Raw genomic sequence first — 16,384 nt, forward strand, 5'->3', positions numbered from 1 at the left:
TCAACACAGTGCGCGTCGACCCCGTGAAGGAGCCTTCGTTGTACGGACCCGGCTACACCCCACGCCGCTTTCTGATGTGCTCACCTGCACACTTCCGCGTGACGTACTCCATCAACCCCTGGATGGATCCCGAGAAGCCCGTGGACATCCCGCTGGCGCTCGCGCAGTGGGAGGAACTGCGTGACCGGTACCGCTCGCTCGGCCACACCGTCGAGGAGCTCGAACCGGTCCCCGGCCTGCCCGACATGGTGTACGCCGCCAACGGCGCCACCGTCGTCGACGGCCGCGTCCTCGGCGCACGCTTCGCGCACCGCGAGCGCACGGGAGAGGCCGAGGTGCACCGCGCCTGGTACCGGGCCAACGGCTTCGCGGACGTGCAGGAGCCGGAGCACATCAACGAGGGCGAGGGCGACTTCGCAGTGACCGACACCTGGCTGCTGGCCGGGCGGGGCTTCCGCAGCAGTCCGCTTTCCCACGGCGAGGTCCAGGAGTTCTTCGGACGGCCCGTGATCGGCCTCGACCTGGTCGACCCGCGCTACTACCACCTGGACACGGCGCTGTGCGTGCTGGGCGGGGACGAAGTCATGTACTACCCGCCCGCGTTCTCCCCGGGCAGCCAGGCCGTGCTCAAGCGTCTCTTCCCGGAGGCGCTCATCGCGTCCGCAGCGGACGCCGAGGCCCTCGGCCTGAACGCGGTCAGCGACGGGCATCACGTGATGCTTCCGCAGGCGGCCGTGGGACTGCTCGAACCGCTGCGCCGGCGGGGCTACGACCCCGTGCCCGTCGACCTGACGGAGCTGCTGAAGGGCGGCGGCAGCGTGAAGTGCGTGACGGCCGAACTGCGCGCGGCGGCCTGACACCCGGCGCGAGGTCCCACGGGTCGGAGGCTCGTGGGACCGGATGGCCCCCCACGCGAGCGGGGAAGCCCCCGCGTCCGGATCCCGCTACGGCGCAGGCTCCGGCTCCGGCGGCCAGGCGTCGCCCCACTTCGCGTCGCGGGCCCGGCGGTAGTCGGCGCCGTGCCGTTTGGTGACGGTCGCCGGACGCAGCCCGTCCCCGGCGGTGCACAGATCCAGCAGCACCTGGCCCTTGCGCTTCTGCGGCCTGCGCACGATGCGGCCGGGCGCGGGGGCACCGGCGATGGCGGGATGTGCGGCAGCGACGTAGCTGAACTTCTCGTCCTCGTACGGCAGTGAGCCGCCCTTGACCTGCCGGTGGAGGGAGGACCGGTTGACCCTCGCGGCGAAGTGGCACCAGTCCTCGCCGGGGACCATCGGGCAGCGTTCGCTGTGCGGGCAGGGCGCGAGGACCCGCAGCCCGGCCGCGACGAGGTGGTCGCGTGCGGCCATCGTCCGGGCGTAGCCGTCCGGCGTTCCGGGCTCGGTGACGACGACGGCACGGCCGGCGCGGGCCGCCGCGTCGACGACAGTGAGCCTGTCGCGCTCCGCCAGTTCGCCCAGTACGTAGGAGATCGTGACGAGGTCGGCCTCGGGCAGCGCGGCTTCACCCGGCCCGCCTCCCTGGTCGTGCCCGGTCAGCGAACGGTGCCGCCACTCGGCCGCGCCAAGCGCGTCCGCGGTGGAGGCGCCCGCCAGTTCACGTCCGAGGGCCAGTGCGGGCTCCGACCGGTCGAGGACCGTGGTGCGGCGCGGCGCCCCGTCCCGACCGGCGTTGTCCGCCCCTCCCCAGACGTCGGCGGCGGCCCAGACGGCGGCACCCGTACCACCCCCGATGTCCAGGTGGCTCTCCGGGCGCCACTCACCCGTACGTGAGGCGAAGGCTTCGAGGGCCGCCGCGACGGCCGCGAACGTTGCGGGCATCCGGTACGCGGCATAAGCGACGACGTCCGCGCGATCACGCAGCACGGGAGCGGCCTCACCGTGCCGGTAGCCGGTCATCAGACGCTCGACGGCACCGGTCGCCTGACGGGGCGGCAGTCCGTCGACGAGCGCGGCGAGGGCGCGCCGCAGTTCTTCCTCGATCACCGCGACAGTCTAAGGAGCCGCCGCACCCGCGGCGCGTGCCAGCCAGGTGGCCGCAGCGGCACGCGGACGGTTGTCGGGCAGCCGGCGCACCGGATGGACGGTGTTGGCGAGCAGCACCAGGAAGGTGTCCGTGACCGGGTCGATCACAAGGCTCGTGCCGGTGAAGCCCGTGTGCCCCGCGGCCCTCCCCCGGCCTCGCGTACCCGCCTCGCCCGCGGGGCCGGCCAGCTCACCCATGAACCGGGGCTGGCCGACGGCGAATCCCAGTCCGGGCGGCGTCCGCAGCGCCCGGGCCGACGCGGGCGTGAGGATCCGTGCCTGCCCGTACGCGCCGTCCGAGAGAAGTGCCCGGCACAGCACGGCCAGGTCCGCCGCGGTCGAGAAGAGCCCCGCGTGGCCCGCGACGCCGCCGAGCGCGAAGGCGTTCTCGTCGTGCACGACGCCGCGCAGCATTCCGCGGTCGGCCTTGGCCCAGGGGCGGCGCTGGTCCTCCGTCGCGGCAGCGGACGCGGCGGGCACGGGCCCGTACGAGGTGCCGCGCATCCCGAGCGGTCCGGTGATGCCCTCTTTGACGAGGGTGTCCAGACCGTTCCCGGTGACGCGCTCCAGCACCTGCTGCAGGGCGATGAGATTGAGGTCGGAGTAGCAGTACGTTCCGCCGGGCGCCGATACCGGCGCCTCCTCCCACAGGGGCGCCAAGAGGCCGTCCGGGCGGGGGGCAGTTCCCTCGGCCGTGGCGGGGTGACCCGTGCCGGTGCCCGCGGGCCCGTGCGGGCGTTCACCGAAGGGGAGTTCGGGCCGCAGCCCGGAGGTGTGCGTCAGCAGCTGCCGCACTGTGATGTGCGCCTTCCCGTGCGCGCCGAACTCCGGCACGTACGCGGCGGCCTCGCGGTCCAGCTCCACCACGCCCGCTTCGTACTGCTGCATCGCGGCGACGGCAGTGAAGAGCTTGGTGAGCGACGCGAGATCGAAGAGCGTCTCCGGAGTCACCGCCTCCCACTGCTCGCGCGGCAACTCGACGCCGGTGTACGTCTCCTGGTCGTACGCCGAGAAGCGCACCGCCCAGCCGGTGGCGTGCTCCAGCGCGATCCACCGGCCGCGGCCGGCGAGCACGACGGCGCCGGAGCACCAGCCGCGCCCGGGCAGTTCGTCGACGCCGTCGCGCAGTGCGGCCAGTTCCGCCGGGCGCAGCCCCGCCTCCTCGGCGGATGCGGCGCGCCTCAGCTCCGCGACGTCCGCCACGGACGGCACAGCCCCAGGAACGCGGCCGCGGCCAGCAGCAGCGCGCTCAGCTGCACCACTGCCATCGGCACGGCCGTGCGCTCACCCGCGACACCGACGAGCGGTGACGCGACGGCCCCGATGAGGAACTGGGCGGTGCCCAGCAGCGCGGACGCCGAACCGGCGGCGTGCGGAGCGCGCATCAGGCCCTGGGAGTTGGCGTTCGGCATGACGAAACCCATGCCCGTCATCAGCACACACAGCGCGGCGGCGATCGGAAGGAGCCCCGTCCGGCCGAAGACGCCGCTGGTCATCAGCAGCAATGCGACCGAGGCCGCACCCGTCAGGCAGAGCCCGAAGCCGAGGACCCGGTCCAGGGGCACCCGGCCGACGAGGACCTTCCCGTTGATCTGGCCGGCGGCGACAAGGCCGATGGAGTTGACCATGAACAGGAGGCTGAAGGTCTGCGGGCTCGCCCCGTAGATCTCCTGGACGACGAACGGCGAGGCGGAGACGTAGGCGAAGAGCGCCGCGAAGCTGAGGCTGCCCGCGAGCAGGTAGCCGGTGAAGCGGCGGTCGGCGAAGAGGCCGCGCATGGTGCGCAGGGCGTCGGGGACGCCACCGCTGCGCCGCTTGTCGTGCTCCAGGGTCTCGGGCAGCCAGCGCGCGACGACGACGGTGAGTACGACACCGATGCCGGCGAGGATGAGGAAGACGCCCCGCCAGTCCGTGAAGCGGAGTATCTGTCCGCCGAGCACGGGGGCGAGGATCGGCGCGAGGCCCCCGATGAGCATCAAGGTGGAGAAGAAGCGGGCCATGGCGAGCCCGTCGTAGAGGTCGCGGACGACGGCCCGGGCTATGACGATGCCGGCGGCACCGGCCAGGCCCTGCACCAGGCGGAAGACGATCAGCGTCTCGATGGTGGGTGCGAGCGCGCAGGCGGCTCCGGCGAGTATGTACCCGCACATGCCTATGAGCAGCGGGCGGCGCCGTCCGAACTGGTCGCTCATCGGGCCCACGACCAGCTGGCCCACGGCCAGCCCGAGCAGGCAGCCGGTGAGCGTGAGCTGTGCCGTCGCGGCGGGAGTGTTCAGCGTGCCGCCGACGGCGGGCAGCGCCGGGAGGTACATGTCCATCGACAGCGCGGGAAGTGCGGTGAGGCTGCCGAGGATGAGGGTCACCAACAGGCTCGCCCGCCGGCGGCCGGTGAGCTGCGGAGCGGGCTCGCCCACGGAGAGGCCCGCGGGAGCCGCGGCGGAACCGTTCACGTGACCGGTCACAGGACCGGCGGGGCGGACCGCGGGTCCGGGGGCGCTCCCTGGGGCGGAAGTCGATTCGGGGACGGCGACGGAGTCGTCGACGGGGGCTGTGACGGCGGCCGTTCGGGCAGGGCCGGGCTCGGACATGAACCTCTCCAGGAGATTGTTGATGACAGGCACATTCTCCCAGACATTTCCGTCCCCGACCGAACGGGTTTTCGTCACAGCACCACGGACGTAGCGGCTCGCGGCCGCCTCACCAGGACTCTCAGAGCGGCCGGAGACCCGGATCACCGGCCCGCGAGACGAAGGACGCAGCCGTCGTGACCGGTGCCCCCGGCCGGGTGACGACGTCCACGGTGCGGTAGTCGGCACGCAGTTGCCGCTGGTCAAGGGTGAGCAGGACGTAGCCGCGGCGCCCGTCGTAGAACTTCATGTGAGGGTTCGCGTCGAGGAAGGTCTGCCAGTCGCCCGGCTTCGCGACTCCGTCGCCGCCGCTGGCGACCGACGTGGTGACGAGTTCCACACCCACGGAACGGGAGCCGGAGTCGTCGAAGTCCTCCTTGATGTCCATGGCGTAGTGAACGTGGACGTCGCCGGTGAGCACGGCGAGGTTCTTCACGCCCGCGGTGCGCGCGGCTTCCAGGAAGCGCCGCCGCGCCGCCGGGTAGCCGTCCCAGGCGTCCATGGACAGCGGGAACGGCCCGGTGGTCCGGTTCCGGCGGCGGGAGAGGACGGTCTGCTGCGGGACCAGGTTCCACACGGCCTTCGAGCTCTTCCAGCCGTCCTCGAGCCAGCGCTCCTGGGTCGTGCCGAGCATCGTCCGGTCCGGCCTGCCCGTCTCGGCGGTGGGCACCTGCCAGCCGTCGCCGGCTGACTGGTCGTCACGGTGCTGCCGGCCGTCGAGGATGTCGAGCTGCGCGAGCTTGCCGAAGTGCAGCCGCCTGTAGAGCTGGAGGTTGGAGCCCGAGGGCTGCTGGGGCGGCCGCAGCGGCAGGTTCTCGTAGTACGCGCGGTAGGCGGCGGCCCGGCGGGCGAGGAAGGCTTCGGGCGGCGAGCCGTCCGGGGTCTCGTCGGCGTAGTTGTTCTCCACCTCGTGGTCGTCCCAGGTGACGATCCACGGGTGGGCGGCGTGTGCGGCCTGGAGGTCGGGGTCGCGGTGGTACAGCGAGTACCGCAGCCGGTAGTCCTCCAGCGTCACGGTCTCCTTGTTGAACCTGTCGGGGAGTTCGAGCGAAGGGTCGGCACGGTCGCCGCCGTGTGCGTCGACCGCGTACTCGTAGAGGTAGTCGCCCAGGTGCAGCACGGCATCGACGTCGCCCTCCTTCGCGAGATGCTTCAGCGCCGTGAAGTACCCGTCGTGGTAGGCCTGGCAGGAGACGGCAGCGAAGCGCAGCGAACCGGAGGCGTCACCGGCACTGGGTGAGGTCCGGGTGCGGCCGGTGGGGCTCGTCCAGGAGCCGACGCGGAAGCGGTAGTAGTAGCGGGTTCGCGGGCTGAGGCCCTCGGGCACGACGTGCACCGAGTGGTGGAATTCCGGATGCGCGGTGGTACTCCCGCTGCGGACCTTGCGCTTGAAGCCCTGGTCCTGCGCCAACTCCCAGGTGACGGCGACGGGTTTGCGGTCCAGACCGCTGTCGGGCTCGTACGGGTCGGGGGCGAGCCGGGTCCACAGCACGACGGAGTCGGGCAGCGGGTCACCCGAGGCCACACCGAGGGTGAAGGGGTCTTTGTTGATACGGGCAGGGTCGAGCTTCGCCGCTGCGTGTGCGGGCCGGGGAAGGTTGGTCCCGAGGGCGAGCGTCACAGTCGCCGCCGTGCCGGTCAGCAGTCGGCGACGGCACAATTGCCGTGCGGCCGCACGGTATTCGCTGTCTGCGCTCGAAGGCTGCGTCATACATCTGATTGCACAGTCCGTGAGCGTCACCCAGCGGTCAGACACGCGACCGCGGGGTGTCCGTTCGATGGCGGTCCGTCCTCTGACCGAACGTCAGCCTCCGCCGGGGCACGTACCCTGCCGCCCATGACGAACGACGAGACGACACGGACGGCGCTGGTGACCGGAGCCGGCTCCGGCATCGGACGGGCCGTCGCCCTCGAACTGGCCGCCGCGGGCTGGTCCGTGACGCTTGCGGGACGCCGGGCGGGACCGCTGGAGGAGACGGCACGGCTGATCGGGGGAAGGGCGGGAGCGGCCCCTGCGGACGTCGTCCCGACGGACGTGACCGATCCGGAGGCGGTCACGGCCCTGTTCGCCTCCGTACGCGAGAGCAGCGGCCGGCTCGACCTGCTCTTCAACAACGCCGGGGCCTTCGGCCCGACGGTGCCTCTGGAGGAGATCTCGCCCGCGGAGTGGCGCGCTGTCGTCGACGTCAATCTGACCGGGGCCTTCCTGTGCGCGCAGGCGGCCTTCCGGCTGATGAAGGATCAGCGCCCGCAGGGCGGACGGATCATCAACAACGGCTCGATCTCGGCGCACGTGCCGCGCCCGGGTTCCATCGCGTACACGGCGACCAAGCACGCGGTGACGGGGCTGACCAAGTCCTTTTCGCTGGACGGCCGTCCGTACGGCATCGCCTGCGGCCAGATCGACATCGGCAACGCCGCCACCGAGATGACCGCACGGATGCAGCAGGGCGTGCCGCAGGCGGACGGCACGACGAGGCCGGAACCGGTGATGGACGCGGCGGACGTCGCTCGCACCGTCGTCCAGATGGCCGCACTGCCGCTGGAGGCGAACGTGCAGTTCGCGACCGTGATGGCGACGGCGATGCCGTACATCGGACGCGGCTGAGGAGGCGTCGGCGGACTCCCCGGCGCGGGTGGCCGCGGAGAGGGCGACCCGGCCTGCCCGCGGAAGGCCGCGCCGTGACCGACGTAGCGGTCGACGGAGGGTAGCCGCAGGCGCCCTGCGCAGCGCAGACTCGAGGTTCGGCAGAGGGCCGGCAGAGAGAAGGGTGCTACTGCGATGAGTGAGGCGTCCGGGACGTCCGGGGCCGATGCGGCCGGGGCGGAAACCGAATCCACCGGGGCGACGGGAGCGGCGGAAGCCACGGAGGCTCCCCCGGGACCGGGCTTCGGCAACTACCAGAACGACATCTACCTCAACGGTCTCGACGACCGGCTGCCGCCGTTCACCACCGACCTCACCCTCCTCGGCTCGTCGGCACGCGAACACCTCGACCCGGGTGCCTTCGGCTATGTCGCGGGCGCCGCGGGCTCGGGTGCGACGCACCGCGCCAACCGCGCCGCCTTCGAGCGGCACCGCCTCGTCCCGCGCATGCTGCGCGGCCCGGGCAGGCGCGACCTGAGTACGACCGTGCTGGGCACCCGCATACCCGCTCCGGTGATGCTGGCGCCGGTCGGCGTCCAGTCGATCATCCACCCCGACGGAGAGCTGGCCACGGCCCGCGCCGCCGCCGCCGTCGGCATCCCGATGGTGCTCTCCACGGCCTCGTCGCACACCATCGAGCAGGTCGCGGAGGCCCACAGTGCGGGCAACCCGCGCTGGTTCCAGCTGTACTGGCCCAACGACGACGACGTGTGCGTCAGCATCCTGGACCGTGCCCGCAAGGCCGGGTTCACGACCCTCGTCGTCACGCTCGACACCTGGACGCTCGCCTGGCGCCCGCAGGACCTCGACCAGTCGTATCTGCCCTTCATCCGCGGCATCGGCACCGCGATCCCCTTCTCCGACCCTGCCTTCCGCGCCGGGCTCGAGAAGTCGCCGGAGGACGAGTTGATCCCGGCAGTGCTGCGGTGGGTGCCGATGTTCACCGGCACCGACCATTCCTGGGACCAACTGCCGTTCCTGCGGGAACACTGGGACGGGCCGATCGTGCTCAAGGGCGTCCTCCACCCCGACGACGCCCGCAGGGCGGCCGACGCCGGTATGGACGGCATCGTCGTCTCCAACCACGGCGGACGTCAGGTCGACGGCGCGATCGCGTCCCTGGACGCCCTTCCCCCGATCGTCGAGGCGGTGGGCGACCGACTCGAGGTCCTCTTCGACTCCGGTGTCCGCACCGGCTCGGACGTCCTCAAGGCGCTCGCTCTCGGTGCGCGCTCCGTGCTCGTCGGCCGCCCCTTCGCGTACGGGCTGGCGCACGGCGGTGAGGAGGGCGTGCTGCACGTGCTGCGCAGCCTGCTCGCCGATCTGGACCTCACGCTGGGCCTCTCGGGCCACCGCTCACCGGCGGATCTGTCGCCGGACTCGCTGCAGAGCGGGACGTGAGCCGCAGCTATCATTGGACGTGCGGCGGACGAGCCGGCCGGGCGGCCGCGGCGGGGCCTCGGGCCGCAAGGTCCAGGTCCGTCGAGGAACGTCCGGGCTCCACAGGGCAGGATGGTGGGTAACGCCCACCCGGGGTGACCCGCGGGAAAGTGCCACAGAAAACAGACCGCCGGGACCATGCGAAAGCGACGGTCCCGGTAAGGGTGAAACGGTGGTGTAAGAGACCACCAGCGCCCAGGGCGACCTGGGCGGCTCGGCAAACCCCATCCGGAGCAAGGTCAAGAGGGGCCGTCGGCTGACGGCCCTGCGCGGACGACCGAGGGCTGCCCGCCCGAGTCCGCGGGTGGACCGCACGAGGCCGGCGGCAACGCCGGTCCCAGATGGATGGCCGCCTCCCCCGGCGCCGCAAGGCTCCGGGGAGACAGAACCCGGCGTACAGGCCGGCTCGTCCGCCGCACCATCGGAACCCCCAGCGTCGGCATGCGAAGGGGCCGGCGGGCACGCGCCCGTACGGCCGCGGTGCGGGCGCGGCCGCTCAGTCACGGTCGCGAGCCGTTGGCCCACCCGGGAGGAGGGTGAGCGCCGCGGTCAAACTTTCCCGCCACGTCACGTATCAGCAGGGGGACTCACGGTTCCACGGGCCGGGCCCGGCCTCACCCGGAGAGGGAACGCCGGCTCACGGACCGCCCTCCTGCGCATCCACGAGTTCGACCCCCAGTGGCCATCCCGCTCGCGAGACGGCGAAGTCGGAGTTCAGGTGAGCGGAGACCTCCATCGGTGCCGTGATGACGCCCAGGAACATCTCATGCGTGGTCGGCAGTGCGGGCATGTGCTCGGTGGCCGCCGGCCAGCCGGGTGCGGGAAGGGTGCGAGGGGTGGGGGCGGTCATGCGCTCGCCTCCGGTTCGATGTCTCGGACGGAAGGGGCGGTGCCTCGCCGGCCGAGGGCATGCATCGCCTCGGCCACGGCGGACACGGACCGGGGAACCTGGACGGAGCTGAGGACCTGGGCCCCGTCGCCTCCGTCCAGGCACCGGCCGCGGGTCAGGACAGGTTGGCGAGTTCCTCGGTCAGGATCTCGACCGTCGTGACGATCTGCTGCTCCGTGTGCTCGGAAGTGATGAAGAAGCGCAGTCGTGTGAGGCGTTCCTCGACCGCCGGGTGGAGGATCGGGTTGGCGCTGACGCCCCGGGCGTAGAGCCGGTCGGCGAGTTGCAGCGCCTTGAGGGAGTCACCGGTGATGGCGGGCACGATCGGGGTGTTCTCGCTGGTGCCCACGTCCACCCCGGCCCCGGCCGCGAGCCGCCGGAACATCTCGGCGTTGTCGTGCAGCCTCGCGATGCGCTCGGGCTCCTTGCGGATCAGTCGCAGCGCCTCCACCGCCGCGGCGGTGGAGGCCGGGGGCAGCCCGGCGCTGAAGACGAATCCGGGGAGCGTGTACCGGAAGTGCTCGATGAGTTCGCGCCGGCCGGCGATGTAACCGCCGCAGCTGGCCAACGACTTGGAGAGGGTGCCCATCCAGACGTCCACGTCTTCGGGGTTGACCCCGGAGAACTCCGCCATGCCTCCGCCGGTCTTGCCCATGACGCCGATGCTGTGCGCCTCGTCGATCATCAGCAGTGCGCCGTGCTTCTCCTTGATGGTGATCAGAGCGGGCACGTCAGCCGTGTCGCCGTCCATGCTGTAGACGCCCTCGACCACGATCAGGACGCGCCGGTACCGGTCTCGTACCTCCGTGAGGATCCGGTCCAGAGCAGCGACGTCGTTGTGCGGGAACGGCTGGCGCGCGGCCCCCGACTGCCGGCAGCCCTGAAGGATGCTGTCGTGGGCCAGGGAGTCGTGGAGGATGAGATCCTCCGGGCTCATCAAGTGGCCGATGACGGTGACGTTGGTGGCGTGACCGCTGACAAGCGTCAGCGCGTCCTGTGCTCCGACGAGTTCGGCCAGACCCCGGTCGAGCTCCTCGTGGATGGGCCGGTTTCCGGACAGGATCCGGGCGGCGGACACCGAGGAGCCGTAGCGATCAATGGCCTTCTTGCCGGCCTTCGCCACCTGCGGGTGCCCGGACAGGCCGAGGTAGTTGTAGCTGGAGAAGGAGATCAACTCGCGGTCGCCGACCCGGGTGGTGTCCCGGATGTTGCCCTCATGCTGCAGGAAGAACGGGTTGTGCGTACTGGCCGAGGCAATGGTGCGCGCGCGCTCCTGGGAGGCGACGACCTCCGGGAACAGGCGGACATCCGCGTTCTCCTGGCGGTCGAAGGCGGTACGTTCCGGCTCACCGGCGGCCTGCTGGGTGGGCGCGGTTGGCGTCGCCGTGCGCTGCACGGGAACTGCGGCCGGCCGCTCCGCCCCGAGCCGGTTCTGCACGGTGCCGACCAGTGAGCCGACGCTGGCGAGGTCGATTATCTCGGCAACGCTGACCTCGATCCCGGGCCACTGCTTGCGCAGCCGGACCGTGAGTTCACCAAGCATGAGGGAGTCGAAGCCGAGGTCGGTGGTGAAGGCGTGCTCGGCGCGCAGGAAGTCCTCGGAGTATGCGCTGACGTTCGCGATGGCCGACAGCACAGTGGCCTCCACCTCTTGGGCAGCTTCCGCCGCGCCCGCGCCCGCAGCCGGGAGCCGGGCGGCGCCGGAGTCCGGGGTGGCCGCCTCGACCGCCTGCTTCGCGGGTGCTTCGGCGGTGTGACGAGGATCCGTGGCGGGAAGGGCCCGGCCATCCGGGTCGACGGACTGGAGCAGCGCGACTTGCGCGTGCAGGAACTCAACGAGACCGCTCATGTTCGTCTCTCCAAGCTGATGCGTAGGGATGGGGGAGGGAGTTTCGGTGGAGGGGCCGGAGGCAGCGTCCTGACGGGGGGCCGTTGCCGGCGAAGGCGCTGCCGCGGGCGTGGCAGTCGGCACGGACGGGCGTGCGGCCTTGGGCTCGCGACCCGTACCGGTGAGGACGCTGTAGACCTCCGTCTCCAGCGGCGACGGAGGAAGGGGCAGCAGCGGCTCGGCGGCGGCGTGAAAGAGCACTGACGGCTCGACGGGCACCCCCGCGACCGCGAGCCGGGCGAGAACGGTGAGGAAGGCCCGGCCGGCGTCGGCCCGGCCGTCGGTCACGGCCAGCAGGTCGAGCCCGGCACCGGCGTCGCTGCGGCGGGCCATCTGCAGCAAGTTGTCGCCGCCGTAGAGCTGGACGAGGAAGCGCGCACCGCCCTCGGCGACCGAGCGGACGGCGTCGATGAAGCGCACGGGCTCGGTGTGGTGACGTGCCCACAGCTGCTTGACCTCGTGCGGTTCCGGACACGGCCCGCCGCTGACGCTGGAGACGAAGGTGCACGTGGGGGTGGCCAACGGAAGCTCGGCCACGATCTGGTCCATCGCCTCGTCCGCCGCGGCCACCAGGGGCGAGTGGAAGGCGTGGGACACCTCCAGCCGCGCGGCGGTGACATCGTGCTGAGCGCAGTGCTCGCGCAGAGCGTCGACTGCCTCGCTGCTGCCGCTGAGGACGAGTTGGCCCTCGTGGTTGTAGCAAGCGGGCCACACGCCCTCCACTGCCGTGGCGAGTTCTTCCGCCTCGGCGATCGGAGCCTGGACGGCAAGCATGGCGCTCTCGCCGGGTGGCACCGTCTCGGCGAGGGCCGAGCCCCGCCGCGCCAGGAAGGGGACCGCGTCCCGCGGGTCGAGCACGCCTGCCGCCGCGGCGGCCGGGAACTCGCCGACACTGTGCCCAACGGAGACATCGGGTCGCACTCCGCAGGCGGCCAGCATCTCCGCGACGCTCATCCCGGAGATGCCGAGGGCCGGCTGGCACCGGTCGGTCAGCGTCATCGCCGCTTGCGCCTCGTCGTCGTCCTGTCGCCGGCCCCACAGCAGGTCCGGCAACTCCTGGGCGAGTTCCTCGGACGCTTCCGCCGTCGACCCGGCCAGTTCGGCGGCGGCATCGGCCAGCAGCGGGAAGCGCCCGACGAGTTCGGCCAGCATGCCGGGGCGCTGGGAGCCCTGGCCCGGAAAGGCGAAGGCTATTTTCCGGTCCTGGGGCGGCAAGGGCTCGGCAGCCACGTGTACGCCGTCGGCCAGCACACCGACCCGTCCCTCCGCCAGGTCCCGGGCGGCCAGTTCGAGGCGGCTCAGAAGCTCCTCGCGGGAGGCGGCGACGACGGCCAGGCGTGCGGTGAGCAGGGTGCGGGAGGCAAGAGTGCGCGCGACGGCGACCGGTGCGACGTCGGCGTTGTCCGTGACGTACCGGTGGATCTCTTCCGCGTGGCGAGCCAGTTGCTGAACCGACCCGGCGGACAGCAGGAAGAGCCAGGGCCGGTCCTGGCTCTCTTCGAATTGCCGGGCCGACTCCCCTCCGGTGGCCGGGCCGGGAGTGTGTGCGGGCGGCGCGCTCTCCAGGACGGCGTGCACGTTCGTACCGCCGAAGCCGAACGAGCTGACGCCCGCCCGGCGCACCTCGTCGTGCGGCCACGGCTGCTGCCGCGTGGTCATGCGCAACTCTGCCGTATCCAGTGCCAGTTCGCCGCTGACGCGAACGTCCGCGGGCTGCGGGGGTACGACGCCGTGGTGAATGGCGAGCGCAGCCTTCACCAGGCCGGCGGCACCGGCACCCGAGAGCGTGTGGCCGATAAGTGCCTTGGACGAGGACACGTAGCACGGCCGGACCTCTTCCTCGTCGGCACGCAGCAGCTGCAGCGCCTCCACCTCGGTCCGGTCGCCGACCGGGGTACCGGTTCCGTGGGCCTCCAGCAGATCGATGTCTCCGGGGACGACCCCGGCGTCCCGGTACGCCGCGCGGAGCGTGGCGAGCTGACCCTGCGTCTGCGGGGTCATCGGACCGCCGCCGCGGCCGTCGTTGGCCATGCCCACACCGGCGATGACGGCGTAGACACGGTCGCCTGCCGCCAGGGCGTCATCCAGGGGGCGCAGCACCAGCGTCGCGCCGCCCTCCCCCAGGACGAACCCGTCGGCGCGCTCGTCGAAGGGCCGGCACACTCCGTCCCGGGACAGTGCGCCGGCGCGGGAGAAGCCGACCATGCCGGACGGGGACAGGCCGAGGTAGACGCCACCGACGACGGCGATCGAGCAGGCTCCGGAGCGCAGCGAGCGGATCGCGGTGTCCAGGGCGACGAGCGCCGAGGAGCAGGCGGCGTCGACGGAGAGGGAGGGGCCGCCCAGGTCCAGGATCTCGCTGACCGTGGCCGGGACCATGTTGGCCAGTGCTCCGGGGATGGTGAACGAACTGAACGGCATCACCGAGGAGTTGCCCGCCTCCTCCAGCTCGGTGAGCAGCTCCGGGTCGCTGACGCCCTCGTGCATGGACCCGTCTGCGAGGAGATTGGCGGTGACGCGGGAAAAGCTGATGTCGCGGTGGTCCAGGGACGTCACGCCGGCGAAGACTCCGGTGGAGGCCCGGTCGAAGCCGTCCCGCTCCCAGCCGGAGTCCTGCAGCGCTTCCCGGGCGAGGTCCGTGAAGAGCTTCGCCTGAGGGTCCATGGTGCGGGCGCGGCGGGGTGGAATTCCGTAGTGCGCAGGTGCGAAGTGGTCGACATCCTCGAGAAAGGCGACTTGGTCGGTGTAGGCGCTGTGCGGCTGCCGGAACTCCCCCGGCCGGTACCAAACAGAATGGTCCCAACGGCTTTCCGGCACCGTAGCGAATTGTGGTTCGGCGTTCACCAGGATTTTCCAGAACTCACTGGGGTTGGACGCCCCGGGAAACCTGCACGACATGCCGACGACGGCCATATGGGCCATGTCCGGTACCTCTATCAACGTCGATTCCGAAGAGTGACTCGGTGCCAGAAGTCAGGGAGGCTGTGAATCGCCTCCCCGTCGCCCGGCGGCGAAGACGGCTCTCTTCTTCCGAGATGTGGTCGCGATCGGTAGGTTCCGCCTTCCTGACTCCGACACCTGAAGCCTGGCCGGAGGACCGCAGGCCGAACAAGTCGCTCTCCCAGTCAGTGAAAAGCAGTCTCCGAAGTTACTGAGAATTAACTCGTGAAGGTCATAGGGCAGCGCCCGAACTGCTCACATCTGTTGCTGCAACAGACACGAACTGCCCGCTGATGAGGTCGAACTCGTGGTGTGGTGCCGTGTGAATGGTCGGTTCTGTTGGCAGAGCCCGGCCGCCTCATGGAATCGATCACGTCCTGCGCCGGGACAGCGTCCGGAGCTGGTCCCCCCAGCCGCGCACGGCTGAGCCCTGGTCGGCTCCCGCTCCAGCTGCGCGAAATGCTCCTCCGTCGAACGCGGCAGCGGAGGCGAGGCCCCGCGAGCGCAGCGCCCGCGTACCGCGCTCGCGTCACCCCGCTCGGACCGCGTTCCGCTACCTGAAGCCGCAACTCCTCGCCGATCTGGTGCAGTTCGCCCCGAGCAGCGCGGGCGTGCCGGGCTCAGACCGTGCGCAGGCCCACCACCACGTTGTGGCCGCCGAATCCGAAGGAGTTGTTCAGGGCGGCGATGCGTCCGACGGGCAAGGGGCGAGGCTCGCCGCAGACGATGTCGGCGTTGACCTCGGGGTCGAGGTTGTCGAGGTTGATCGTGGGCGGTGCGATGCGGTGGTACAGGGCGAGGACGGCTGCGACGGTCTCGAGGCCGCCGGCGCCGCCCAGCATGTGCCCGGTCATGGACTTCGTGGCAGACACGGCGAAGTGGTCGACGTCGACACCGAAAACGTCCCGCATGGCCTTGATTTCGGCGACGTCTCCCAGGGGCGTTGCGGTGGCGTGCGTGTTGACGTGCATGATCTCGGTGGGCTTGAGGTCGTTGGAGTCCAGCAGGTGCTGCAGGGCGGCGGCGATTCCGCGGCCCGTCGGCTCGGGCTGGGCGACGTGGTGACTGTCGGCGGACAGGCCCTGGCCGACCGCCTCCGCGTAGACGCGCGCGCCGCGCCGCTCGGCGTGTTCGGCGGACTCCAGTACGACGACGCCCGCGCCCTCGGCCATGACGAAGCCGTCGCGGTCGGTGTCGTACGGACGGGACGCCGCTGCCGGATCGTCATTGCGCCTGGATATGGCCTTCATATTGCTGAACGAGGCCATGTTGAGGGAACAAACGGCCGCGTCGGAGCCGCCCGCGATGACGATGTCGGCGCGGCCGGCACGGATCATGTCGATGCCGTAGCCGATGGCCTCGGCGCCGGAGGCGCAGGCACTGGCCGTACTGTGCACGCCGGCACGGGCGTTGACGTCCAGACCGACGTCGGCCGACGGCATGTTCGGCAGCAGCATCGGCATGGTGTGAGGGGACACCTGGCGCGCGCCCTGTTCCCTGAGGACCTCGTACTGCTCGAGCACGGAGGCCATTCCGCCGACGGCGGAGCCGATGACGACGCCGAGCCGGTCGGGGTCCGCCGGGGACCCGGCGCCCGCCGGGCCGGTGAATCCGGCGTCGGCCCACGCCTCGCGCCCCGCGATCAGGGCGAATTGTGCGCTTCGGTCGAGCCTGCGCGCCTCGGGCCGAGGTATGCGTTCGGCCGGCTCCACCGCGACCTCGGCGGCGATGCGCACAGGGGTGTCCTCGGCCCACTCGTGGTCCAGCAGCCGGACTCCGGAGCGGCCGTCGAGCAGCGCCTGCCACGTGGACGCGGTGTCGCCGCCCAGCGGAGTGGTCGCTCCAAGGCCGGTGACGACCACCGTACGGTTGATCGGGTTCACGGGATGACTCCAACTTCGCGTATCGGGAAGGGAAAAGCGGCGGTGG

General features: G+C 71.4%; 10 protein-coding genes and 1 other RNA gene. 4 read left to right on the plus strand and 7 right to left on the minus strand.

All coding sequences use genetic code 11. The features are described 5' to 3' along the window. Positions 1 to 38 precede the first annotated feature (38 nt). A complete protein-coding gene (ddaH, locus tag I004_RS0107105) occupies positions 39 to 857 on the plus strand; it encodes a dimethylargininase (protein ID WP_037975434.1) in 819 nt (272 codons plus the stop codon). A gap of 87 nt (positions 858 to 944) precedes the next feature. Here ddaH and I004_RS0107110 read toward each other — a convergent pair whose 3' ends face one another. The 4 genes from I004_RS0107110 to I004_RS0107125 all read right to left on the minus strand — a co-directional run bounded on the left by I004_RS0107110 (position 945) and on the right by I004_RS0107125 (position 6,362). Beyond that, on the minus strand, positions 945 to 1,985 hold the full coding sequence (locus tag I004_RS0107110; RefSeq protein WP_028434910.1) for a small ribosomal subunit Rsm22 family protein: 1,041 nt from the start codon (positions 1,983 to 1,985) through the stop codon (positions 945 to 947). A 9-nt stretch (positions 1,986 to 1,994) separates the two neighbouring features. Further along, a complete protein-coding gene (locus I004_RS32690; RefSeq protein WP_486579828.1) occupies positions 1,995 to 3,227 on the minus strand; it encodes a serine hydrolase domain-containing protein in 1,233 nt (410 codons plus the stop codon). Continuing rightward, positions 3,206 to 4,612 carry a Bcr/CflA family efflux MFS transporter gene (locus I004_RS32695; protein WP_078510954.1) on the minus strand — a complete coding sequence of 469 codons (1,407 nt, stop codon included), beginning with the start codon at positions 4,610 to 4,612 and terminating at the stop codon, positions 3,206 to 3,208. Before I004_RS32695 ends, I004_RS32690 begins: the two co-directional genes overlap by 22 nt. 121 nt (positions 4,613 to 4,733) lie before the next feature. Beyond that, positions 4,734 to 6,362, minus strand: a complete 1,629-nt coding sequence (locus I004_RS0107125; RefSeq protein ID WP_028434911.1) for an alkaline phosphatase D family protein — start codon at positions 6,360 to 6,362, stop codon at positions 4,734 to 4,736. 126 nt (positions 6,363 to 6,488) lie between these two features. Between I004_RS0107125 and I004_RS0107130 the strand changes: the two genes are divergently transcribed. The 3 genes from I004_RS0107130 to rnpB all read left to right on the plus strand — a co-directional run bounded on the left by I004_RS0107130 (position 6,489) and on the right by rnpB (position 9,151). Next, positions 6,489 to 7,259, plus strand: coding sequence for an SDR family oxidoreductase (locus I004_RS0107130; RefSeq protein WP_028434912.1), 771 nt, complete (start codon positions 6,489 to 6,491; stop codon positions 7,257 to 7,259). A gap of 174 nt (positions 7,260 to 7,433) precedes the next feature. Then, positions 7,434 to 8,699 (plus strand): lactate 2-monooxygenase, encoded by a 1,266-nt coding sequence (locus I004_RS0107135; protein ID WP_078510907.1) that lies wholly within the window; start codon positions 7,434 to 7,436, stop codon positions 8,697 to 8,699. A gap of 29 nt (positions 8,700 to 8,728) precedes the next feature. Beyond that, positions 8,729 to 9,151, plus strand: an RNA gene (rnpB, locus tag I004_RS37480) — RNase P RNA component class A. 224 nt (positions 9,152 to 9,375) lie between these two features. Here the strand turns inward: rnpB and I004_RS0107140 are convergent. The 3 genes from I004_RS0107140 to I004_RS0107150 all read right to left on the minus strand — a co-directional run bounded on the left by I004_RS0107140 (position 9,376) and on the right by I004_RS0107150 (position 16,338). Further along, the gene (locus tag I004_RS0107140; RefSeq protein WP_028434914.1) at positions 9,376 to 9,588 is read right to left on the minus strand and encodes a hypothetical protein; all 213 of its coding nucleotides are present in this window, start codon (positions 9,586 to 9,588) and stop codon (positions 9,376 to 9,378) included. Between the two features lie 154 nt (positions 9,589 to 9,742). Beyond that, the gene (locus tag I004_RS0107145) at positions 9,743 to 14,437 is read right to left on the minus strand and encodes an aminotransferase class I/II-fold pyridoxal phosphate-dependent enzyme (protein ID WP_486579829.1); all 4,695 of its coding nucleotides are present in this window, start codon (positions 14,435 to 14,437) and stop codon (positions 9,743 to 9,745) included. Between the two features lie 638 nt (positions 14,438 to 15,075). Further along, the gene (locus tag I004_RS0107150; protein WP_028434916.1) at positions 15,076 to 16,338 is read right to left on the minus strand and encodes a beta-ketoacyl-[acyl-carrier-protein] synthase family protein; all 1,263 of its coding nucleotides are present in this window, start codon (positions 16,336 to 16,338) and stop codon (positions 15,076 to 15,078) included. Between the last annotated feature and the right edge of the window lie 46 nt (positions 16,339 to 16,384).

This window comes from Streptomyces sp. TAA486 (genome assembly GCF_000426165.1).

Coding starts and splice junctions, on each gene's coding strand:
- I004_RS0107130 (WP_028434912.1), top strand. CDS start 6,489: ATGACGAACGACGAGACGACACGGACGGCGCTGGTGACCGGAGCCGGC.
- I004_RS0107140 (WP_028434914.1), bottom strand. CDS start 9,588: ATGACCGCCCCCACCCCTCGCACCCTTCCCGCACCCGGCTGGCCGGCG.
- I004_RS0107125 (WP_028434911.1), bottom strand. CDS start 6,362: ATGACGCAGCCTTCGAGCGCAGACAGCGAATACCGTGCGGCCGCACGG.
- I004_RS32695 (WP_078510954.1), bottom strand. CDS start 4,612: ATGTCCGAGCCCGGCCCTGCCCGAACGGCCGCCGTCACAGCCCCCGTC.
- I004_RS0107145 (WP_486579829.1), bottom strand. CDS start 14,437: ATGGCCCATATGGCCGTCGTCGGCATGTCGTGCAGGTTTCCCGGGGCG.
- I004_RS0107135 (WP_078510907.1), top strand. CDS start 7,434: ATGAGTGAGGCGTCCGGGACGTCCGGGGCCGATGCGGCCGGGGCGGAA.